Annotated in this window: 17 protein-coding genes; 14 read left to right on the forward strand and 3 right to left on the reverse strand. The window is 44.2% G+C overall.

Going from position 1 to position 19,493, the window contains the following annotated elements; all coding sequences use genetic code 11:
• Positions 1 to 11 precede the first annotated feature (11 nt).
• The 6 genes from PATL_RS21065 (at position 12) to PATL_RS21090 (ending at position 5,227) form a co-directional block, all read left to right on the forward strand.
• Positions 12 to 1,211 carry a porin gene (locus PATL_RS21065; RefSeq protein WP_011576802.1) on the forward strand — a complete coding sequence of 400 codons (1,200 nt, stop codon included), beginning with the start codon at positions 12 to 14 and terminating at the stop codon, positions 1,209 to 1,211.
• A gap of 74 nt (positions 1,212 to 1,285) precedes the next feature.
• A complete protein-coding gene (locus PATL_RS21070) occupies positions 1,286 to 1,630 on the forward strand; it encodes a hypothetical protein (RefSeq protein WP_232283343.1) in 345 nt (114 codons plus the stop codon).
• 265 nt (positions 1,631 to 1,895) lie between these two features.
• Positions 1,896 to 3,095 carry a hypothetical protein gene (locus PATL_RS21075; RefSeq protein WP_011576804.1) on the forward strand — a complete coding sequence of 400 codons (1,200 nt, stop codon included), beginning with the start codon at positions 1,896 to 1,898 and terminating at the stop codon, positions 3,093 to 3,095.
• 5 nt (positions 3,096 to 3,100) lie between these two features.
• Positions 3,101 to 3,511 (forward strand): hypothetical protein, encoded by a 411-nt coding sequence (locus PATL_RS21080; protein WP_232283344.1) that lies wholly within the window; start codon positions 3,101 to 3,103, stop codon positions 3,509 to 3,511.
• Positions 3,512 to 3,608: 97 nt separating this feature from the next.
• The gene (locus PATL_RS21085) at positions 3,609 to 4,811 is read left to right on the forward strand and encodes a hypothetical protein (RefSeq protein WP_011576806.1); all 1,203 of its coding nucleotides are present in this window, start codon (positions 3,609 to 3,611) and stop codon (positions 4,809 to 4,811) included.
• Complete coding sequence (locus PATL_RS21090; protein ID WP_011576807.1) at positions 4,811 to 5,227, forward strand: hypothetical protein; 417 nt, start codon at positions 4,811 to 4,813, stop codon at positions 5,225 to 5,227. Before PATL_RS21085 ends, PATL_RS21090 begins: the two co-directional genes overlap by 1 nt.
• A 25-nt stretch (positions 5,228 to 5,252) precedes the next feature.
• On the opposite strand, the gene PATL_RS21095 is transcribed toward PATL_RS21090, so the two are convergent.
• Entirely contained in the window at positions 5,253 to 7,298 is a 2,046-nt protein-coding gene (locus tag PATL_RS21095) for a putative bifunctional diguanylate cyclase/phosphodiesterase (protein WP_011576808.1), read from the reverse strand.
• A 647-nt stretch (positions 7,299 to 7,945) separates the two neighbouring features.
• Here PATL_RS21095 and PATL_RS21100 point away from each other — a divergent pair.
• The 7 genes from PATL_RS21100 (at position 7,946) to PATL_RS21130 (ending at position 15,571) form a co-directional block, all read left to right on the forward strand.
• A complete protein-coding gene (locus PATL_RS21100; protein ID WP_041714139.1) occupies positions 7,946 to 9,361 on the forward strand; it encodes a hypothetical protein in 1,416 nt (471 codons plus the stop codon).
• Positions 9,362 to 9,512: 151 nt separating this feature from the next.
• Positions 9,513 to 10,814, forward strand: coding sequence for an ABC transporter substrate-binding protein (locus tag PATL_RS21105; protein WP_301547055.1), 1,302 nt, complete (start codon positions 9,513 to 9,515; stop codon positions 10,812 to 10,814).
• 68 nt (positions 10,815 to 10,882) lie between these two features.
• A complete protein-coding gene (locus PATL_RS21110) occupies positions 10,883 to 11,755 on the forward strand; it encodes a carbohydrate ABC transporter permease (RefSeq protein ID WP_011576811.1) in 873 nt (290 codons plus the stop codon).
• Between the two features lie 2 nt (positions 11,756 to 11,757).
• Positions 11,758 to 12,588 carry a carbohydrate ABC transporter permease gene (locus PATL_RS21115; protein ID WP_011576812.1) on the forward strand — a complete coding sequence of 277 codons (831 nt, stop codon included), beginning with the start codon at positions 11,758 to 11,760 and terminating at the stop codon, positions 12,586 to 12,588.
• Positions 12,589 to 12,598: 10 nt separating this feature from the next.
• A complete protein-coding gene (locus PATL_RS21120; protein ID WP_011576813.1) occupies positions 12,599 to 13,615 on the forward strand; it encodes an ABC transporter ATP-binding protein in 1,017 nt (338 codons plus the stop codon).
• Positions 13,616 to 13,895: 280 nt separating this feature from the next.
• A complete protein-coding gene (locus tag PATL_RS21125; RefSeq protein ID WP_011576814.1) occupies positions 13,896 to 14,609 on the forward strand; it encodes an HAD family hydrolase in 714 nt (237 codons plus the stop codon).
• Positions 14,610 to 14,611: 2 nt separating this feature from the next.
• Positions 14,612 to 15,571: a sugar-binding transcriptional regulator gene (locus PATL_RS21130; RefSeq protein WP_011576815.1), complete on the forward strand. Its 960-nt coding sequence runs from the start codon at positions 14,612 to 14,614 to the stop codon at positions 15,569 to 15,571.
• 100 nt (positions 15,572 to 15,671) lie between these two features.
• Here PATL_RS21130 and PATL_RS21135 read toward each other — a convergent pair whose 3' ends face one another.
• Complete coding sequence (locus PATL_RS21135) at positions 15,672 to 16,634, reverse strand: carbohydrate kinase family protein (RefSeq protein WP_011576816.1); 963 nt, start codon at positions 16,632 to 16,634, stop codon at positions 15,672 to 15,674.
• Between the two features lie 570 nt (positions 16,635 to 17,204).
• The gene (locus tag PATL_RS21140) at positions 17,205 to 17,819 is read right to left on the reverse strand and encodes a TetR/AcrR family transcriptional regulator (RefSeq protein ID WP_011576817.1); all 615 of its coding nucleotides are present in this window, start codon (positions 17,817 to 17,819) and stop codon (positions 17,205 to 17,207) included.
• 418 nt (positions 17,820 to 18,237) lie between these two features.
• Between PATL_RS21140 and PATL_RS21145 the strand changes: the two genes are divergently transcribed.
• Entirely contained in the window at positions 18,238 to 19,485 is a 1,248-nt protein-coding gene (locus PATL_RS21145; protein WP_011576818.1) for an efflux RND transporter periplasmic adaptor subunit, read from the forward strand.
• The last annotated feature ends 8 nt before the right edge of the window (positions 19,486 to 19,493 follow it).

Consider the following 19,493-nt stretch of genomic DNA (forward strand, 5'->3'; position numbering starts at 1 on the left):
GTAACCACCATATGGATCTTGTTGTATTGCGTGCTTTAGTGGTCTGTCTTTCATTCACCCTGAGTACTTCTTTGGCCAACGCAGCCACGCCAAACCCGCTAGAATTTTCTGGTTTTGCCCGAGTGATAATGGGCTACCTGGATGATGAGAATGCTGAGTATGTAGGCTATGACAACAGCCTCAGTATCGACCAGCAATCACTTTTGGGGTTACAAGCAGACTATAGGCTGAGTGAAGAAATAGCATTTACCGGGCAAGTCGTTGGCTATACAGATGATCAGCGCTCCTCAGGATTAGAATGGCTCTACCTCACATACACCCCCAATAGCGCCTTACAAGTTAAACTTGGCCGACAACGCATACCTTTTTTTAATCACAGCGACAGTCTCGATGTGGGCTTTGCTTATCCTTGGTTAACCCTTCCGCAACAAGTTTACGACACGGCTTTCTTCTCTACTTTCGACGGTGTTTTAGCTAATTATCAATTTACCTTGAATGATTGGCAGATTAACTATGAGGGCTATTGGGGTCGGTTTGACGATGAAATACATTTAGATAGCCAGGATTTAGACACCCAAGTGATCGGGCTTTTTGGCGTTAACGCCAGTGTGAGCTATAGAAACTTCAACTTACGTGCTTCGTATGGTCAAGGAGACATCGATATAGAGCAGGACGAGGCTACCCAATTCGCTCAATTACTTCGTCAATTCGGATTTACAAACAATGCTGATTGGTTAAACGCAAATGGGTTGCTGCAATTCTATCAACTCAGCGCTAATTACGAAGATCTAGATTATTTTTTACGCAGTGAAGTCACCAAAATGACTGGCGCTGGGGGGCTGTTCGCTGATATCGATAGCTTTTATATCTCTGCGGGTTATAACTTTTACCCCTATACGGTATATATCTCGTATGGGAGAAAAGACTTACACTTCGAGCATTTAGCCAACGAGATCCCTTTTGGCGTATCACCTGAGCTAGATTTACTGGCAGCAACTTATCTCGGCATTTTAGATCTCTTCCCTGACGATGAGTCTAAGGGAACAAAAATAGGAATTCGATGGGATTGGCAGTATAACGTGGCACTCAAGGCTGAAATGACCTTTGTTGAAGCTAATGACGCCATCAGTAATGACTACGCCGTTAGGGATTTAGGTGGCTTCGACGGTCATGCTGTTCTTTATCAGTTTGGACTAGAGTGGGTATTTTAGTGAAAAAGTATCTTGCTTGCCTTGTCCTATGGTACTTCGTGTTTTCAACGGCTACCCACGCTGCTCAGTCCGTGATGGTAGTAGCAAACACTGGCGACCAATCCATTCAACTTAACCGTCAGCAAGTGCGAAGCTTGTTTATGGGCGGCGTCATACCCTATCAATTAAAAGCGGTGGCGCTACCACCAGAAAATCATACCCGAGTACTATTTAACACTAAGATAATTGGTCTAACTGAATCTCGTATTCAATCCTACTGGGCGCAAATGCGTTTTACGGGACGCAAACGCGCCCCTAGGGAATTTGATAACGAAACCTCGATGCTGCAATTCCTTTTACGCAATGTTGGCGCGACAGGGTACCTACCTGCTGGCATGGATGTTCCGGAACAATTAACGGTAATTTATACTATTCCCTAGCGGTGGTTATTAACTGAGCTTGCAATTGAGTACACCTTTCATATCAAGATGGTACTTTTCCCTTAGTCACTTTATTGAAGCGTCATAAAACCCCGGTCAACTAAAGCTTTATCAAAATTTGCAGTTAATAATGACACAACAATGAATTTGTCATCCTTTTGTATACTAGCTTTTCAAGCAAATTTATTTGATTCTTAACTCGTCTATAGTACTTTGTTTATTAGGTACTTTATTTAACCTTAAATAGTAAAGGTCTTAGTTGAATATGCCCTGGCGATTATGGAATTTTGTATTGGTGTGCGGCTTGGCTTTACTTTGTAACGCCCATCCAATTTACGCGGAGACCTCAGATAAACTGCAATTTTCCGGCTTTGCCAGAGTTGTTTTGGGGTATTTAGATGATAAAGATGCGGAATACCTCAACTACGATAATTCTGTCAGTATTGATAATGAAAGCCTAATCGGGTTGCAAGCCGATTATCAGATGATGGATAGCCTGGCAATAACTGGACAACTGATAGGGCACAGCGGCGAACAAAGAGATTCAGGTATTGAATGGCTATATTTAACTTACGCTCCTACAAATACCCTTAAACTCAAGCTAGGTCGCCAGCGCACTCCCTTTCTAAATTACAGTGATGTCATAGATGTAGGATACGCCTACCCTTGGGCGACATTACCCCAACAAACCTACCCCCGTCACTTTTTTTCCAACTTTGACGGGTTGATGGCAAGCTACGAGATACCTAGCACCTTGTTTGTGATGAACATTGAAGGTTATTGGGGATATTTCAAAGACAAAGTCGTCGTTTCAGAGCGCGAAATGGAAGCAAAAACGACAGGATTTCATGGATTAATTAGCCATATCAGCTTTAAAAACTGGACCCTAAGGGGGTCTTATCACCAAGGTACCACAAGTGTAACGTTAGATGATGTAACGCAATTTAGCGGCTTACTCAATCAACTGGGCTTCAGTCAGAGCGCTGATAGTTTGGCCACAACTGGGGTAACAGAGGTATTTCAATTCAGCGCTAATTACGAAACAGTAGATTACTTTGTTCGAGGAGAGCTGAATCGGATCAAGGCGGACTTCATTTTTGTGCCCGATACAGATGGGTATTTTCTTTCTACTGGGTACAATTACTTTCCGTTTTCATCTTATATTTCGTACTCGAAGAACACCACTGATTACGAGGAACCCGCCAGTGACATTCCGACTGGCCTTAGTCCAATATTAGATGGACTGTCTTATAACTATTTGAATATATTTGAACAGCTACCTGTTAACAGTTCTGAAGCGTATACCCTAGGTACGCGCTGGGATATTCAGCCAGGCTTAGCATTAAAAGGGGAAGTTAGTTTAATAAAAGGAGCTGACAATGAAAGCGCATTTTTTGATATTAAAAATACCGCGTTTGACCGAGAAGCGTTGCTGTATTTAATTGCGTTGGAGTGGGTATTTTGATTAAAATTCTGCTCATTATTGTTGCTTTTATTAGTTTAAGTGGACGTATTTGTTTTGCCAATAACGCGATTACGGTTGTTGCCAACACACAAGACCGGGGCATACTGTTGAGTCGCCATGAAGTGCGTAATTTATTTATGGGTACACCGCTTGGTTATGATTTTATTGCCATAACGTTGCCACCAGAAAACCAAACTCGTGTCATATTCAACACCAAAGTTATCGGCCTAACGGAGTCGCGTATTCAGTCTTATTGGGCACAGATGCGCTTTACTGGTCGTAAAAAGGTTCCCAGAGAAGTCGCTAGCGAACAATTGGTGCTTGAATACCTTCAGAACAATAAAGGGGCTGTGGGTTACCTGCCCGCTAGCTTGACGCTACCGGACGACTTAACCGTCATTTATACTATTCTCTGACACATTCGGGGCTTCATTAGGATACTAACGGATCCCGTGTAGTGAAGAGAGTGAAAACCATATTTGTTGCTAAAACGGAAAAATAGCCGTCTACATCATGAAAAAAAGTATTTCAAATTCATTATTAGCTTGCGGACTAGCCAGCATCAGCAACATCCCTACGGTGCAAGCAGAAGGATTAGATGATCTGGAATTTTCAGGATTTGCGCGAGTCGTTGCGGGCTATCTTGCTGAAGAAAATGCGACCTTTTTAGGCTACGAAAATGAAATCAGTGTAGCTGAACAGTCATTGTTGGGTTTACAGGCTGAATATCAACTCAGCGATAATTTTTCTGCTACCGCTCAAGTAATTGGTCGTACTGGCGACGACGCCAATTCTGGTATCGAATGGTTGTATGTAACGTACACTGCTGACAGCAAAGCATTAAAATTAAAACTAGGACGCCAACGAACACCTGTATTCAGCTATAGCGATTATTTAGATGTTGGTTTTGCTTATAATTGGGTGTCATTGCCACAACAAGTTTATCAACAATTTCTATTTCCAAACTTTGATGGCCTGCATGCCGAGTACGAATATATTGGCGAACACATTTCTCTGGGTCTTGAAGCTTACTTTGGGGAATTAGACCGAGACTTCGTTTATCAAGGTAATTCGTTAAATACTGATGTTGATAACATGCACGGTGTAATCAGCACACTAGGCTACGAAGGTTGGACGTTCCGCGCTTCTTTTCATCAAGGAGACGCTGACGTTACCCAAGAAGAATTATCTGATTTTAGCGATATATTGCGTGGGTTGGGTTTTATACAAAGTGCTGACTCACTCTCAAACGAAGGTTTTACCCGGTTTTACCAACTTAGTGCTTTCTATGAAGATGTGGATTATTTCTTCCGCTCTGAAGCCTCAAGGTTGAGAACTGGATTATTTCTTGCCCCTGATACAAATGGCTATTTCGTTTCAGGCGGAATGAACTTTTATCCATTCTCTGTTTACGCATCATTTGCTCGCGATACCAATAAATACAGCACTGCCATTTCTGAAATTCCTTTCGGGGTGAATCCACAACTTGACCAACTAGCCTATGGCTACCAGCAAATTACCGCTCAGGTTGGAAACAACAGCACGGTAAGCTACAGCATCGGAGGCCGGTGGGATTGGAACGAGAATTTAGCCTTTAAAATGCAAACTACGTTGCTGAAAGAAAGGGACGGTTTCGAAGGAATCTTCGTCGACAGAAACAGTAATTTTGACGGAAAGGCCATGTTCTATCAACTCGCCTTAGAGTGGGTATTTTGATGAGAGCCCTCTTTTTATCTGTCATTCTAACGCTTATCTTTGGCTTTCCCGCCAGAGCTAATTACTCGATCGTAGTGGTTGCCAATACGGAAAATAAGGATATTCAACTGAATCGCCAACAAGTCCGTAACTTATTCATGGGCGGTGCATTGCCTCATAATTTTGAGGCGATCGCATTACCACCAGAAAATCAAACACGTGTGTTATTCAATACCAGAGTGGTTGGCTTAACTGAGTCTCGAATTCAGTCTTACTGGGCTCAGATGCGATTTACTGGGCGTAAAAAAGCCCCTAAAGAAGTTGCCTCTGAAAAAGCGGTCTTGGAGTACATCAAAAGTCACCCAGGCGCCGTTGGGTACTTACCAGCGGGAGTGTCTATACCTGACGAACTAACCGTACTTTACAGCGCACATTAAATATTAAAGGGTAGACAGCAAAAAATTAGACGCTAAGCATTTCAAGTAAGCTTTTGGGTTTGGAAAATAGGTATCCCTGCAATTGATGACAGCCGTTTTCAATTAGAAATTCAGCTTGCTCTCTGGTTTCCACACCCTCGGCGCATATTTTCAAATTCAACTGCTTAGCCATCTCAATGATAGTTTTGGTGACTAAGGTACTGCGCTTCGACATGTTTAAGTTATCCACAAACTGCTTATCTATTTTCAATGTATTCAGCTCGATTTGGGTCAAGTAACCCAATGAAGAATACCCTGCCCCAAAGTCATCCAGCGCAATGGAACAACCCATTTCACGTAGCTGGGTAAGAAAATGGTTTGCGACATCGAAGTTTTCTAAATAGGCAGATTCCGTCACTTCAAATTCAATACTGGCATTGTCAACGTTATACCGGGTGAACATACCACGGATATAATCAACGAGAGCCGTATTTTTGATGTCATGGGCCGACAGATTGATTGACACCACAATCTCATTTTTATGCAATGCATGGACTTGCTGTAGCTCTTGGCAGACCCGTTTAATCACCCACTTTGTAATAGATAAAATTTTGCCGCTTTGCTCGGCAATGGGTATAAATTCGGCTGGAGATACAAACCCCAGTTCATCGCTTTTCCAACGTATCAATGCCTCATAACCGACTATATTTTCGTCTGCGTCCACTTTGCCTTGATAGTGAATGCTGAATTCATTGAACTTAATCGCGTTAGCAATAGAGTTGGCAATCAACAAACGCCGTTTATTGTCCTCCATCATTTCTGGCACAAACACGGTGTGCGTGCTGCGACCGGCTAATTTGGAGCGGTACATGGCGATGTCGGCATTACTGACAAATTCACTGACATTAAAATTTGAATCACTGGCACGAGCAATACCAATGCTTACACCAACTTGCACTTCCCACGATTGAATCTCAAAAGGCATATTGAGCCCGCTGACTAAGCGCTCAGAAATTTCATACAGCTCCAAATCATTGGGCTCGTTGTGCAGTAAAATAAGAAACTCATCCCCGCCTAAGCGAGAGATTAAGTCACCGTCGCGTAAAATGCTTTTGGTCCGACGGCATACTTCCATCAATACTAGGTCACCAATTTCATGCCCAAACGAGTCATTTACTCCCTTAAAACCGTCTAAATCAAAATACATTAAAACTAAGTTTCGCTCATCACGCTTTGCTTTCGCCAACTCTAACCTTAGCGTTTCCATGAAGAATTGGCGATTCGGTAAACCTGTCAAGCCATCAAAATTTGCCAAGCGCTCCATGGCTTTTTGTTGTTCTTTAAGCTGTTCGGTATATTTCGCGTTCTTTTGTGTTTCAGCGTTGATGGTCTCCATCATGCTATTAATATCGCGGCTCAGCTCTGCAACCTCTTGCTTTCCCCGAGTGTCTATTCGCAGTGAATAATCGTGAGTATCTTGAATTCTTTTCGCAACGCGAGAGAGGCGGCTTAATGGGAGAAACAATTGACGCTGAACGAATAATGAGCCAACGATGGCCACAAAGAGCACTAAGAACACGAGTGGTAGTACACGCTTGAGCAGCGTCAATTTACTGCTATATAAGGGACCTGATGAGTCGTTAACGATGAGTAGATGGCCAAGGGGCAGTCGCGCATCCCCCACTAGCTTGAGGGCGATAAGCTCACCGTCTTTCACGTAAACCCCATGGGGTTGAAGCCTAAGCTCGTTGGTGTTTATCGCAGAATCGAGCTCTTCAGGCACAGACATTGAACCAAAATAAACATTAATACGTTGCCAATTTTCATCGAACACAACAGCATATTTTACATTTTCGTAGCGGTCTAACCGTAACAGCGTCGTAGTGACTTCAAAGATATCAGGATCTGAGGCGATAAGAGGCACAAGATCACTGGCCAAATTTTCTGATAGCCCATCAAGATCCGCTCGTGTTGCTTCCAGATATAACTGTTCGTACTCCTCGACGGAGGATGCGACAACGGCAGCACACACTATCACGATCGCTACCACAGTGAGCATGGTCGTTGTGTTCTTGATGGTTCTAAACAGCATCTATCAATCCCTTATTACCGCATTACTACTATTTGTAGTCTGGTGGTCCGCTTCAATTTAACGGCTAAATACTTAAAGCAAAAATTTTGCGTTGAGGACATAAGACCCTTGTGCTCAACTTTAGCTAAATATTAATGATTATTGCAAAGTTTTTATATTAAACAATTGGTTAAGATTTATCCTAAACATTGTAGTCGACTCATCAAAGTCGACACTTGTTAAGTATCAAGTTTCGTACATTCGATAGCAAAATCACTTATAAATTTTGTTTCACTCTCGCAACGAGTACGTCTTCAATTCACGCCTTGAACATCAAAACTGCCTCCCATCGTCCCTCGATCTACGTGATAACACTGAAACAAACGAACATTTAGGCAACATTTTTTACACAACTAACTTATTGAATTATTGAGTTAAGTTACAAATACGGCGCAAATGTGAACATTTTGTAATCAAAAACAATTGACGATGTTAATTTGATCTGGGATTATGCTCACCAGTCGGGCATATACCCAATACAGGCATTTAGAGTAACTTGAGAGCTTATGCTCTGGTTTGTGTTGACGGTTAACGGTTGTATCGACGTTAGATGATTTCGATTTGAGATCTTTGAACCACACATTAATGACTATCACTAGGACACAATGATGTTAAAAAATAGACAAACAACATTCGTTTCGACCGCAGCCAAAAGCGCTATCAACGCATCTAACTCAAAGACCTGTAATAAACGTTCTGCATCCGTATTTAATAAACTTGGAGTCGTTGCAGCAGCGGTTATGGCCGCTTCAATACCTGCGCAAGTTAACGCTGCTACATTTCTTGATGGCTTAGTAGATGTGAACTTTTTAGCGATGCAAAACTATCAAGCGATTCAAGCTAAAGAAGGCGCATTTAGACCAGAAGATGAAGAACAGTCGTCAGGTTTTGGCCGTATTCGAGCCAACTTGATGTTTAAATTTCACATCAACGATTACATCACTGCCGATATCGACATCGCAGAAGAGCCAAATGACTTTGGTAACAATGGTGATCGAGACTTTTCATTCCACAACGATTACGCCGGAATTGAATTTGATGTATTTGGTTTAACGGAATACAAACGTGACAACGCCGACCTGACACTTCGCTTAGGAAACATTGGCGGCTCGCCTTTTCAGTTTAAAGGCTTTCAAGACGGAGCAGACAACCAAGGCAATGCACTTATTGGTAACTGGATGACCGACTACGCTACTGCAGAAAACGGCGCTCAGCTGCGTTACAACGAACGTTTTGATAGCGGTGTGATTCGCGCTTATAACGTGACGGGTCACATTACTACTTCAAGCTTTGGTGAGGCTTTTCAAGAAGATCGCGGTTTTAATTACTTGTTACAAGGTACTCTAGAATTCACTGGCGGCTTCAAAGTCGGTTTGAACTTCTTACAAGCTAATCAGGGCGACCAACTGCGTTTTGAAAATGGTGTTGCCAGCCTTGACGGTCTGACCACTACCAATTATCGCTTTGGTGACGGTGAAAACTACAACTTCTCTGCTTCCCCTAGCAGTGAGCGTGATACTCACGTCGGTATTATGCCTGGCCTTGACCAAACCACCATTCAACTAAACTTAGCTTATCAACCGAATGCAGATACCAGCGTTATTTTGATGGTAGGCCAATCAAGTGATGATTACACCTTTGCTGATACCGAGGGTAATGCAGTTGCTGGTATTACTTATTTCGGTACTGATGGTGTAGCTGACCCCGCGGGTACCACTTTTGATTCAAACCGCGTGATTAAAGGCGAATCATCTGTCGAGTACTGGACGGTAGAAGCACAACATTACGTAATTCCCGGCAAATTCTATGTGGCTGCCCGTTATGGAGAAGCCGAAAACACCTCGGACTTAATTGCCCAAACAGACAACACAGTAGAGCGCTTACAAGTTGCAGCGGGTTACTGGTTCAACGATAAAACCCTATTGAAAGTGGAATACGTTGATCAAGACGAAGGCATTAACTCTGGCGGCCAAATTGGCGCAGGGTTTGACGGTATCACGTCAGAGATCTCAGTTAAGTTTTAAGTTAACGGCTGGCTATCGCTGGCCCTTTGAACTTCACTAGGTATTCAGATGCAAAAAAATGCGAAGAAGATTTAGTGAAACTCCTACCAAAACATAAGGGGAATGCCCGATGTTGAAAAAGATAACCAAAACCACATGTGCGGCGCTTAGCATGAGCGCAGCACTTTCTACAAGCACTGCTCTGTTTATGGCCTCAGCGGTAAATGCTGAAACCATCACCATCGCTACCGTAAACAACGGCGATATGATCACCATGAAAGAGCTGAGCTCAGATTTTGAAGCTAAGCACCCGGACATCGATCTTAAATGGGTCACGCTTGAAGAGAACATTCTGCGCCAACGCGTTACTACAGATGTGGCCACCAAAGGTGGGCAATACGATGTGATGACGATCGGTACGTACGAAGTGCCGATTTGGGGTAAGCAAGGCTGGCTCACTGAGTTAGATGGCTTAGGCCCAAATTACGATGAGGAAGACTTGTTACCCGCAATCAGAAGCGGTTTATCCCTAAATAATAAGCTTTATGCAGCGCCCTTTTACGGTGAAAGCTCTATGGTGATGTACCGCAAAGACTTGCTCGAAAAAGCAGGCCTTGAAATGCCAACCAAGCCAAGCTGGAAGTTTATTCGTCAAGCGGCCAAAGCTATGACAGACGGTGACTCAGGTGTTTATGGTATTTGTTTACGCGGTAAAGCGGGCTGGGGCGAGAACACAGCGCTTATCACGGCCATGTCGAACTCGTTTGGCGCTCGCTGGTTTGATGAAAACTGGAAGCCGCAATTCAATACCCAAGAGTGGAAAGACACCCTGCAATATTATGTTGATGTGATGGAAGAGTCGGGCCCTCCAGGTGCATCGTCAAATGGCTTTAACGAAAACCTCGCGTTATTCCAAACAGGTAAATGTGGTATGTGGATTGATGCCACAGTAGCAGGTGCATTTGTCACTAATAAGAAAGATTCTGAAGTCGCTGACAAAGTCGGGTTTGCTATGGCACCGGACATGGACCTTGGCAAACGCGGGAACTGGCTATGGGCATGGACATTAGCAGTACCGTCAAGCAGCAAAAAAGCCGATGCAGCGCAAAAGTTCATTAGTTGGGCTACGTCAAAAGACTACTCTGCCTTGGTAGCAAAAGAAAAAGGCTGGGCTGCTGTACCTCCAGGCACACGCACCTCATTGTATGAGAACCCTAACTACATGGAAGCTGCCCCTTTTGCTGAAATTACTCTGGCCTCAATCGAATCGGTTGACCCGAAAAACCCTACGGTCAAGCCCGTACCTTATGTAGGTGTGCAGTTTGTCGCCATCCCGGAGTTTCAAGGTATAGGCACCGCAGTTGGTCAGCAATTTTCTGCCGCATTGGCAGGCAAGATGACAGTTGATCAAGCGCTGGCTAACGCTCAACGACTCGTTGAACGCGCCATGCGCAAGGCTCGCTACCCAAAATAGCGTTTTGCTTGGGGTAGGCGCAATGTGCTGTGCTTACCCCCTTTTTAATTCAGTAATGGGACTCAGTTATGGCGACTACACATTCACGTACGCTTGCACAGATCATGCTTTTTCCATCGGTAGTATTGCTACTAGCGTGGATGATAGTACCGCTGTGCATGACCCTGTATTTCTCGTTTTTAGATTACAACCTACTTAGCCCAGGAACAGAGGAATTCATTGGTTTTCTTAACTATGAGTTTTTCCTGACTGATCCGGCTTTCTTTGCATCATTCTTTAACACCCTGCTACTCGTTGGCGGTGTGTTGCTCATCACGATTTGTGGCGGCATCGGCTTGGCAATTTTGTTAGACCAAGCTATTTGGGGCCGAAATTACGTGCGCATTATGGTATTGGCACCATTCTTTGTGATGCCCACGGTGTCAGCTCTAGTATGGAAAAATATGCTCATGAACCCGGTTAACGGGTTGTTTGCTCACTTTGCAACGCTCATTGGCGTTGATCCGGTGGATTTCTTCGCTCAAGTACCTTTGCTATCCATTATTATTATTGTGTCTTGGCAATGGTTGCCCTTCGCGGCGCTGATTTTATTGACCGCCATTCAATCATTAGACAGAGAACAACTAGAAGCGGCCGACCTTGATGGTGCAGGCCCATTCAGTAAGTTCTTTTACATTGTGCTACCCCACCTATCCCGTGCGGTTACCGCAGTGATCTTGATTGAAACCATTTTCTTACTGTCAATTTTCGCCGAAATACTGGTCACTACCAGCGGCGGCCCTGGGTACGAATCAACCAACATTACGTATCTTATTTACACCCAATCCTTGTTGCAGTTTGACGTCGGTGGCGGCTCAGCAGGCGGAATAATCGCCGTTATTATCGCCAATATCGTGGCTATCTTCCTTATGCGCCTCATCGGCAAGAACTTAGAGGGTTAATCATGGCTATTAACAGCAGCGGAAAATCAAAATTTATTTATACCCTACTTGCGTGGACGATAAGCGCAGCGATCTTCTTTCCGATTTTCTGGACACTATTAACCAGCTTTAAAACGGAAGCAGAGGCCATATCGGCTAACCCTAGTTTGTTTATGTTCGACTGGACGCTCGAAAATTACGAGGATGTGTTGGCACGCTCTCCCTATTTCGATCACTTCTGGAATTCAGTGGTTATCTCAGTAGGTTCAAGCTTAATCGGCTTGCTGATCGCCATCCCTGCGGCGTGGTCTATGGCATTTGTACAATCTAAGCGCACCAAGAATCTATTAATGTGGATGCTCTCAACCAAAATGCTGCCCCCTGTAGGTGTGTTGATCCCGATTTATTTGTTGTTCCGTGATTTCGACTTACTGGACACCAAATTGGGCTTGGTCATTGTGATGACCCTGATCAACCTACCGATTATGGTATGGATGCTTTATACCTATTTTCGTGAAATTCCAAACGAAATACTCGAAGCATCACGTATGGACGGCGCCAGTATTAGTGCAGAAATATTCCACGTATTGCTGCCTATCGCACTGCCGGGAATTGCATCAACGTTACTACTTAACGTGATCCTTGCGTGGAACGAAGCATTCTGGACACTGATTTTAACCGCAGCAAACGCAGCGCCACTCACCGCGTTTATTGCCAGCTACTCGAGCCCAGAGGGCTTATTTTACGCCAAACTATCAGCGGCCTCAGCGATGGCAATCGCACCGATATTGATACTTGGTTGGTTTAGCCAAAAACAACTCGTACGCGGATTAACCTTCGGCGCGGTGAAATAGGAGAATTATCATGGGCAGTATTACATTAAAACAAGTGACCAAAAGCTTCGACGAAGTAAATGTTATCAAACCACTGGATTTAGAAATCAGAGACGGCGAGTTTATTGTGTTTGTTGGGCCATCAGGTTGTGGTAAATCGACGTTACTACGCATGATCGCAGGTTTAGAAGACACCACCAGTGGCAATATCGATATTGATGGTCAAGATGCTACAAGCACGCCCCCTGCTAAGCGTGGCCTAGCCATGGTGTTTCAATCTTATGCGTTATACCCACACATGTCGGTTCGCAACAACATCGCGTTTCCTTTAAAACGCGCCAAAGTACCGCCTGCAGAAATCGAACAAAAGATTGCCTCAGCGGCCAAAATATTAAATTTAGGTGATTACCTAGACCGTAAACCAGGTCAACTTTCCGGTGGTCAGCGCCAACGTGTGGCAATTGGTCGCGCCATTGTGCGCCAGCCATCTGCATTCTTGTTTGATGAGCCATTATCAAACCTTGATGCTTCGTTACGAGTCAACATGCGTTTAGAAATTTCAGAGCTGCATAAAAGCCTGAAAACCACCATGATTTACGTGACCCATGATCAGGTTGAAGCCATGACTATGGCTGACAGAATTGCGGTATTTAATGCGGGTATTATCGAACAAGTCGGTACGCCACTAGAGCTTTATCAACATCCGGTGAATCGTTTTGTGGCAGGCTTTATTGGCTCACCAAAAATGAATTTTATTGAGTTGAAGCAAGCCAAGGAAGACGGCGCAACATGTTTAGGCGTTCGCCCTGAGCACTTTCAGATTACAGCAGATGCCGGGATTTGGTCAGGTAAAGTCGGCGTTGTTGAACACTTAGGTTCGGAAACCTTCTTACATGTGCAGGTTGATGGCGTAGGTACATTAACCGTTAAAGCGAATGGAGACTGCCCATTAAGCTATGGTGATGATATTTCACTTAGTGCCGATCAAAGCAAGATACTGCGCTTCAATGACCAAGGGATCACCTTGCCAAACAAGGGAAATCAATAACAGCCATTTCAAACTATATGCGGCTATCGATACACTAGTGCATCGATAGCCAACGGCCGCTAATTACCGGCAAAAGGAAAGGCCGTTATAAGCATCTTTTTTTGGCAAAATTTTTATACGCAGGCAATAACTCAATCCAAGTTTAAATGATATTTGCGTGTATATTCATTTACTTAATGAGCAATTGCTGCAAAATGGGCAGAGCTGCGAGAAGTAGCTGCCCACTAAAAAAAACAGTTAAACAGACGTTAATAGTGAATTAACGACAACGGTAATAATAATGGACGTAAAACAAGCATTGCCCGAATTATCTGACATACAATTGGTTATTTTCGATTGTGATGGCGTATTGATTGATAGTGAAGGGTTAAGTAAGCGCGAACTACTGATTCTACTGAGCAATCTAGGTGTGGATATCACTGATCACTACTTCGAAAGCCATTTTCTTGGGCATAGTTTCGAACACGTCACGGCTAAAATATACCAAGACTTTAATGTCGCTTTGCCTGTTACTTTTCGCCCTGAATATCAAAAAGCATTGATCGCAGCATTTACTGCCGAACTGCAACCGACGTCAGGCTTAACAGGCATACTTGATACCCTAGCGGTACCGCGCTGCATTGCCACGAGTAGTTCACCAACTCGTGTGGGGCATGCCATGTCAGTTACTGGGTTAGGTCGCTACTTTGCACCGCATATTTTCACAGCTTCACAAGTGGAAAACGGCAAACCGGCGCCAGACCTGTTCTTATACGCTGCCAATAAAATGGGTGTTGATGCCCAGCATTGCTTAGTGATTGAAGACTCACCCGCGGGTGTGCAAGCAGCAAAAGCGGCTAACATGCATGTGATCCGGTTTGCTGGCGCCAGTCATATGGAGCCTTGGCGCAGAGCGAAAGCTCCCCTGACCGACGATGTTACCACCATTGCACAGTGGCAGGACCTTTACACACTTGCTCCTGCATTAACTACTCATAAAGAAATCGAGAGGTAACCGTGGTTAAGCTTTCCAACGCCGAAAACAGACGATTAGATGATGCCGCTCGCGCTGGCTGGATGTACTACGTTGCCGGAAATACCCAAGATGAAATAGCTAAAAAGCTAGGGGTATCACGTCAATCGGCCCAGCGCATGGTTGCCTTATCCGTTAGCGAAAAGCTAGTCAAAGTCAGACTCGATCACCCCATTGCTAAGTGCATGGATTTAGCCGATAAAATTGCCAGCCGCTTTGGTTTACAATCCTGCGAAGTGGTGCCGAGCGATCCTAGTGACCCCTCATCAACCGTGGGTTTAGCGCAGGCAGGCGCGAACGAGATTGAACGTCACTTAAAATCTGAACAGCCAAAAACATTGGCCATGGGCACCGGGAGAGTGCTTCGAGCATGCGTTGATGAATTAGCGCCTTTAAATTGTCCCGACCATAGGGTTGTGGCGCTATTGGGTAATATGGCGTCAGATGGTTCTGCCTCCCCTTATGATGTAGTGGTTCGTATGGCTGAGCGAGTGAACGCCAAGCATTATCCCATGCCATTACCTGTATTACCTGAAACCGTTAAAGCAAAAAATCAGTTACATGCCATGCCGCACATCGCGCAAAACATGCAACTGGCTCAACAGGCTGACGTAACCTTTGTTGGCGTAGGCAATTTAGGCGCGAATTCACCGCTACATCTCGATGGTTTTGTGACCCCAAAGGAGTTAGATGAGTTGCAAGCGGGCGGCGCTGTGGGTGAAATGATCAGCTGGGTGTTTGATAAAAACGGCAAATTACTCGACTGCGCTATCAACCAACGTGTGGCGAGTACGCCGCTTATTGTCGGCTCTGACAAATTAGTATTTGCGTTGGCAGCAGGGGAAGAAAAAGTATACTCCATTTTAGGTGCGTTACGCTCAAAGCTAGTGAATTCGCTGATCACTAACGAATATACCGCCGAGCGCTTACTCAGTATCGATTAAAGCTTGGCTTGCCAGCAGCGCTCACAGCTAATAACGCGGACACGAAAAAAGGGACCATTTGGTCCCTTTTTGATGTTTGATACCTTAAAACTAAGGTTGATTACTTCTTTTTGACCACAAACGTCATTGCGTTCACTTCAGGTAAAGTCGGTAATGCCGTCATCGCACCAATTTTGGCGCACACTAAGCCACTGACCTTACCAGCGAATTCGATAAACCCTTTAAATTCGTCTTGATAGAAGTTTTGGCTTTGAGCGCTGTTAGCCATTTGAAACAAAATCGCGCCAATAAACGAGTCACCAGCCCCCGTTGTATCAACCGCGTTGATTTCATACGCCGGCACAATATACTGCTGGCCGTTTTGTGAAATTAGGCAACCCTCTGGGCCAAGAGTAACCAACACTACTTTCACACCTAGGTCATGAAAATGTTGGCAGCCTGCTGCCATATCGTCTTGTTGTGATAATAAAACTAACTCTTCATCACTGACTTTGACCATGTCTGCCAAGGCGAAGTAGGTATTACAGATTTCTCTAAATTCGGCATCACGGCCGCGCCATAAATCCACGCGGTAATTTGGATCGAAACAAATAACATTGCCATTTTTCTTACCTTGCTGAGCTAAGCGTAAATAGCTATCCCCTAGCTCACCGCCCAGCAACGCTGTAGCTGAACCGAGGTGTAATATTGAATCATCTAACAGAGTTTTAATAGTTGAATCATCAAGACTGAGTTGTTCATCAGCACCGCGATTAAACGCAAATTCGCGCTCGCCGTTATCCCCTAATGACACAAACGCCAGAGTCGTGGATGAAGATAAAGAAGCCACTTGGTCAGTATTAACGCCGTACCCTTTTACTTCGTTAATTAAAAACTCACCGAATGGGTCATTGCCTACAGAGCCGACCAAAACAGCATCGCCACCTAACTTCCCAATACAGGCAGCCACATTGGCCGGTGCCCCACCGGATTTTTTCACGTAATTAACGCCGTTCACCAAACCTTTGTTGGTATCTGTACACACAAAATCGATGAGCATTTCACCAATGCAAACTATCTTCATAACTTTCTTCCGTATAAAAATCGTAAAAAATTGATTTGACGAGAAACGTCTTAAGGGACTTCGAACGTGTCGGTATTACACCCTTTTGCATATTAGCTGCACTTGTTTCGCTTAGATAAATTCATTAGCAAAAAATCACCAATGACACTTAACAAAACGTGTTCGTTTTTCGTGGCCTGAACTGACTGTGATTATACCTACAAGCTAAAGCAATTAACATCTTTGCAGCCCTTTGTTTCTGTATAAATCAACATAATTTATATGATAAAAAAACGGGCTAGATTTGAGATAAACTGACCAACTAAAATCGAATATGAATGCATCATGTAATAACCTAACTTTTAGCCGAAGTTAGCTGCATAATATCCAATTTTAATCGATTTTAAGCACATCAACCATATCGACTAAGATTAGCGTAAGCATCACTAAGAGTTGAAGCGGTGACAAAAGAGGCTCTGCCTATTCGAAGACGTAGAATAGGCAGATAAATACGGACAGCGAACTGTGCTAGTGGGTTACACGTCGTGAATTACGCGTTGTGAATTGAACATGGCGGATGATGAGTGAAGACTAAGAATTGCGCGGGAAACTCTTTAACGCCATGTGAGCGACTTCCACTAATTGCTCTTCAGTTGCCCCGCTGCTTGCCTGAATAGCAATGCCATTAATGACGGTACATAAATAACGAGCCAATGCTTCTGAATCTTCATCCTTTGATAAGTCACCTTGGTTTTTGGCCAATTCGAAACGGTCACGTACTTCTGATTCACTTTGTTGACGGCGGCTAATGAGTACTTCCTTGACGCCTGCTGCCGCTTCACTGCATGCCAAAGCGCCTTGTACCATGACACAACCCTGTGGATGAGATGTATCAGACATACTTTGCGCTGCACCTAGCAACATAAACTTAGCGACGTCATAGGCTGTAGCTTGCTCTAAAGCGGGTTTGAAAAAACCACAAGGGCGGCTTTCATAAAATTCGATAGCCTTTAAAAATAGCTGTTCTTTATTGCCGAAGGCAGAATACAAACTGGGTTTGTTGATCCCCATAGCGCTGGTTAAATCAGACAGAGAGGCACCGTCATATCCTTTGGTCCAAAATACGTCTAACGCTTTTTCAAGCGCGGCCTGCATGTCAAAAGCTCTAGGTCTTCCTACAGTGGCGGTACAACTAACAGCACTCATTTTTTAGCTCCTGATGTAAATATGGTCACATAGTAAACAGGTAAGTAACCCTTGTCTACATAGGGTTATATACCCTTTAGTACAATACAAGTAGCCCGCATGATGTGCAGGATTAGGCAAGATTACTGAAGTTTTCGACATTCAGATAACACGTTTGCCTGCGTATTATGTACCGTGTGGTTAGGCACTCTAGTCTACACAAAGTTCAAGTCTCATTGCTTTTCTCAAGTACATGACTGCGCGTTATTCGCGGCCTATAAAAAACTGATATTAAATAGAATCAAAATAACTTACCACTCGGTACAAAAATAGATTGACTAAATACCGTTCATCTATATTCTTACCGACCAGTACATAAATGACAACGTTTATTAAGAACAACATTTTGAACCAGGTTAAATCAAAGGAAATAAATCTTATGAGCACAAAACACGCTTTTAAAAGTTGGCTACTTGGCGGGATCGCCAGCGTTGTGTTGGTTGCTTGTGGCAACCCAGACGAATCAAACCAACCTGCGGCCCCAATTGCACCGCAAGTGAGTGTGGCCCAAGTCGTCAATGAACGTATTACCGAGTGGGACGAATTCACCGGTCGCTTACAAGCACCGCAAACGGTCACCCTAATGCCACGTGTATCTGGTTACATTGAAAACGTATTGTTTGAAGAAGGTGCCGTTGTTGCCAAGGGTGACGTTTTATTTCAAATCGATGCACGCCCTTTTAAAGCCGAAGTTGATCGCTTAAAAGCAGAATTACAAAGTGCAAAAAGCGCGGCGATTCAAGCGCAAAATGATTTCGACCGCGCCAAAACCCTTAGCGAACAACGCGCCGTTTCTATCGAAATATTAGATGGACGCTTAGCACGTAAACAGCAAACTGCTGCCACGGTTGCCTCGGTATCTGCTGCATTAGAACGCGCCGAGTTAGATTTATCTTACACCCAAGTCACTGCGCCAATCGCTGGCCGCGTGTCTTACGCACTCATCACCGAAGGTAACTTTGTCAACGCAGGGCAAAGCCAGCTTACGAGCTTGGTTTCAATGGACAAAATGTACGCCTACTTTGATGTAGACGAGCAAACTTACTTAAAGTACGCCCAATTAGCAGAATCAGGCCAACGCTCTGATACCCGCGATGCAACAGGTAATCCCGTTTACATGGCACTTGCCAACGGTGCGAACTTCTCTCACACCGGCAATATCGATTTTGTTGATAACGCCGTCAACCAGCAGACCGGTACTATTCGTATTCGCGCCACCTTTGCCAATGATGATCATTCTTTACTACCAGGCTTGTTCGCTCGGGTAAAACTGACGGGTAGCAATTCATATCAGGGAATTTTGATCGATGAAAAGGCCATTGGTACCGATCTCAATAGAAAGTTTGTGCTACTCGTCAACCAAGACAACGTATTGGAATACCGCAACGTGGTATTGGGCGAAAAAATCAACGGTTTACGCATAGTGGTTGATGGCTTATCGCCTGCAGACACCATAGTCGTCAACGGTTTACAGCGCGTTCGTCCCAGCATGAAAATTCAACCGAAAATCGTCGATATGACCTCACAAGAAGCCCTGACTGCTTTACGTCAGCAACAGAAATTACTTGACCAAACCAGCAATGAATTGACTGCTCAAGCAGACAATGATTCAGCTGAACGCGGTTAAGGGAGGCA

Source organism: Paraglaciecola sp. T6c (assembly GCF_000014225.1).
Lineage (GTDB): Bacteria > Pseudomonadota > Gammaproteobacteria > Enterobacterales > Alteromonadaceae > Paraglaciecola > Paraglaciecola atlantica_A.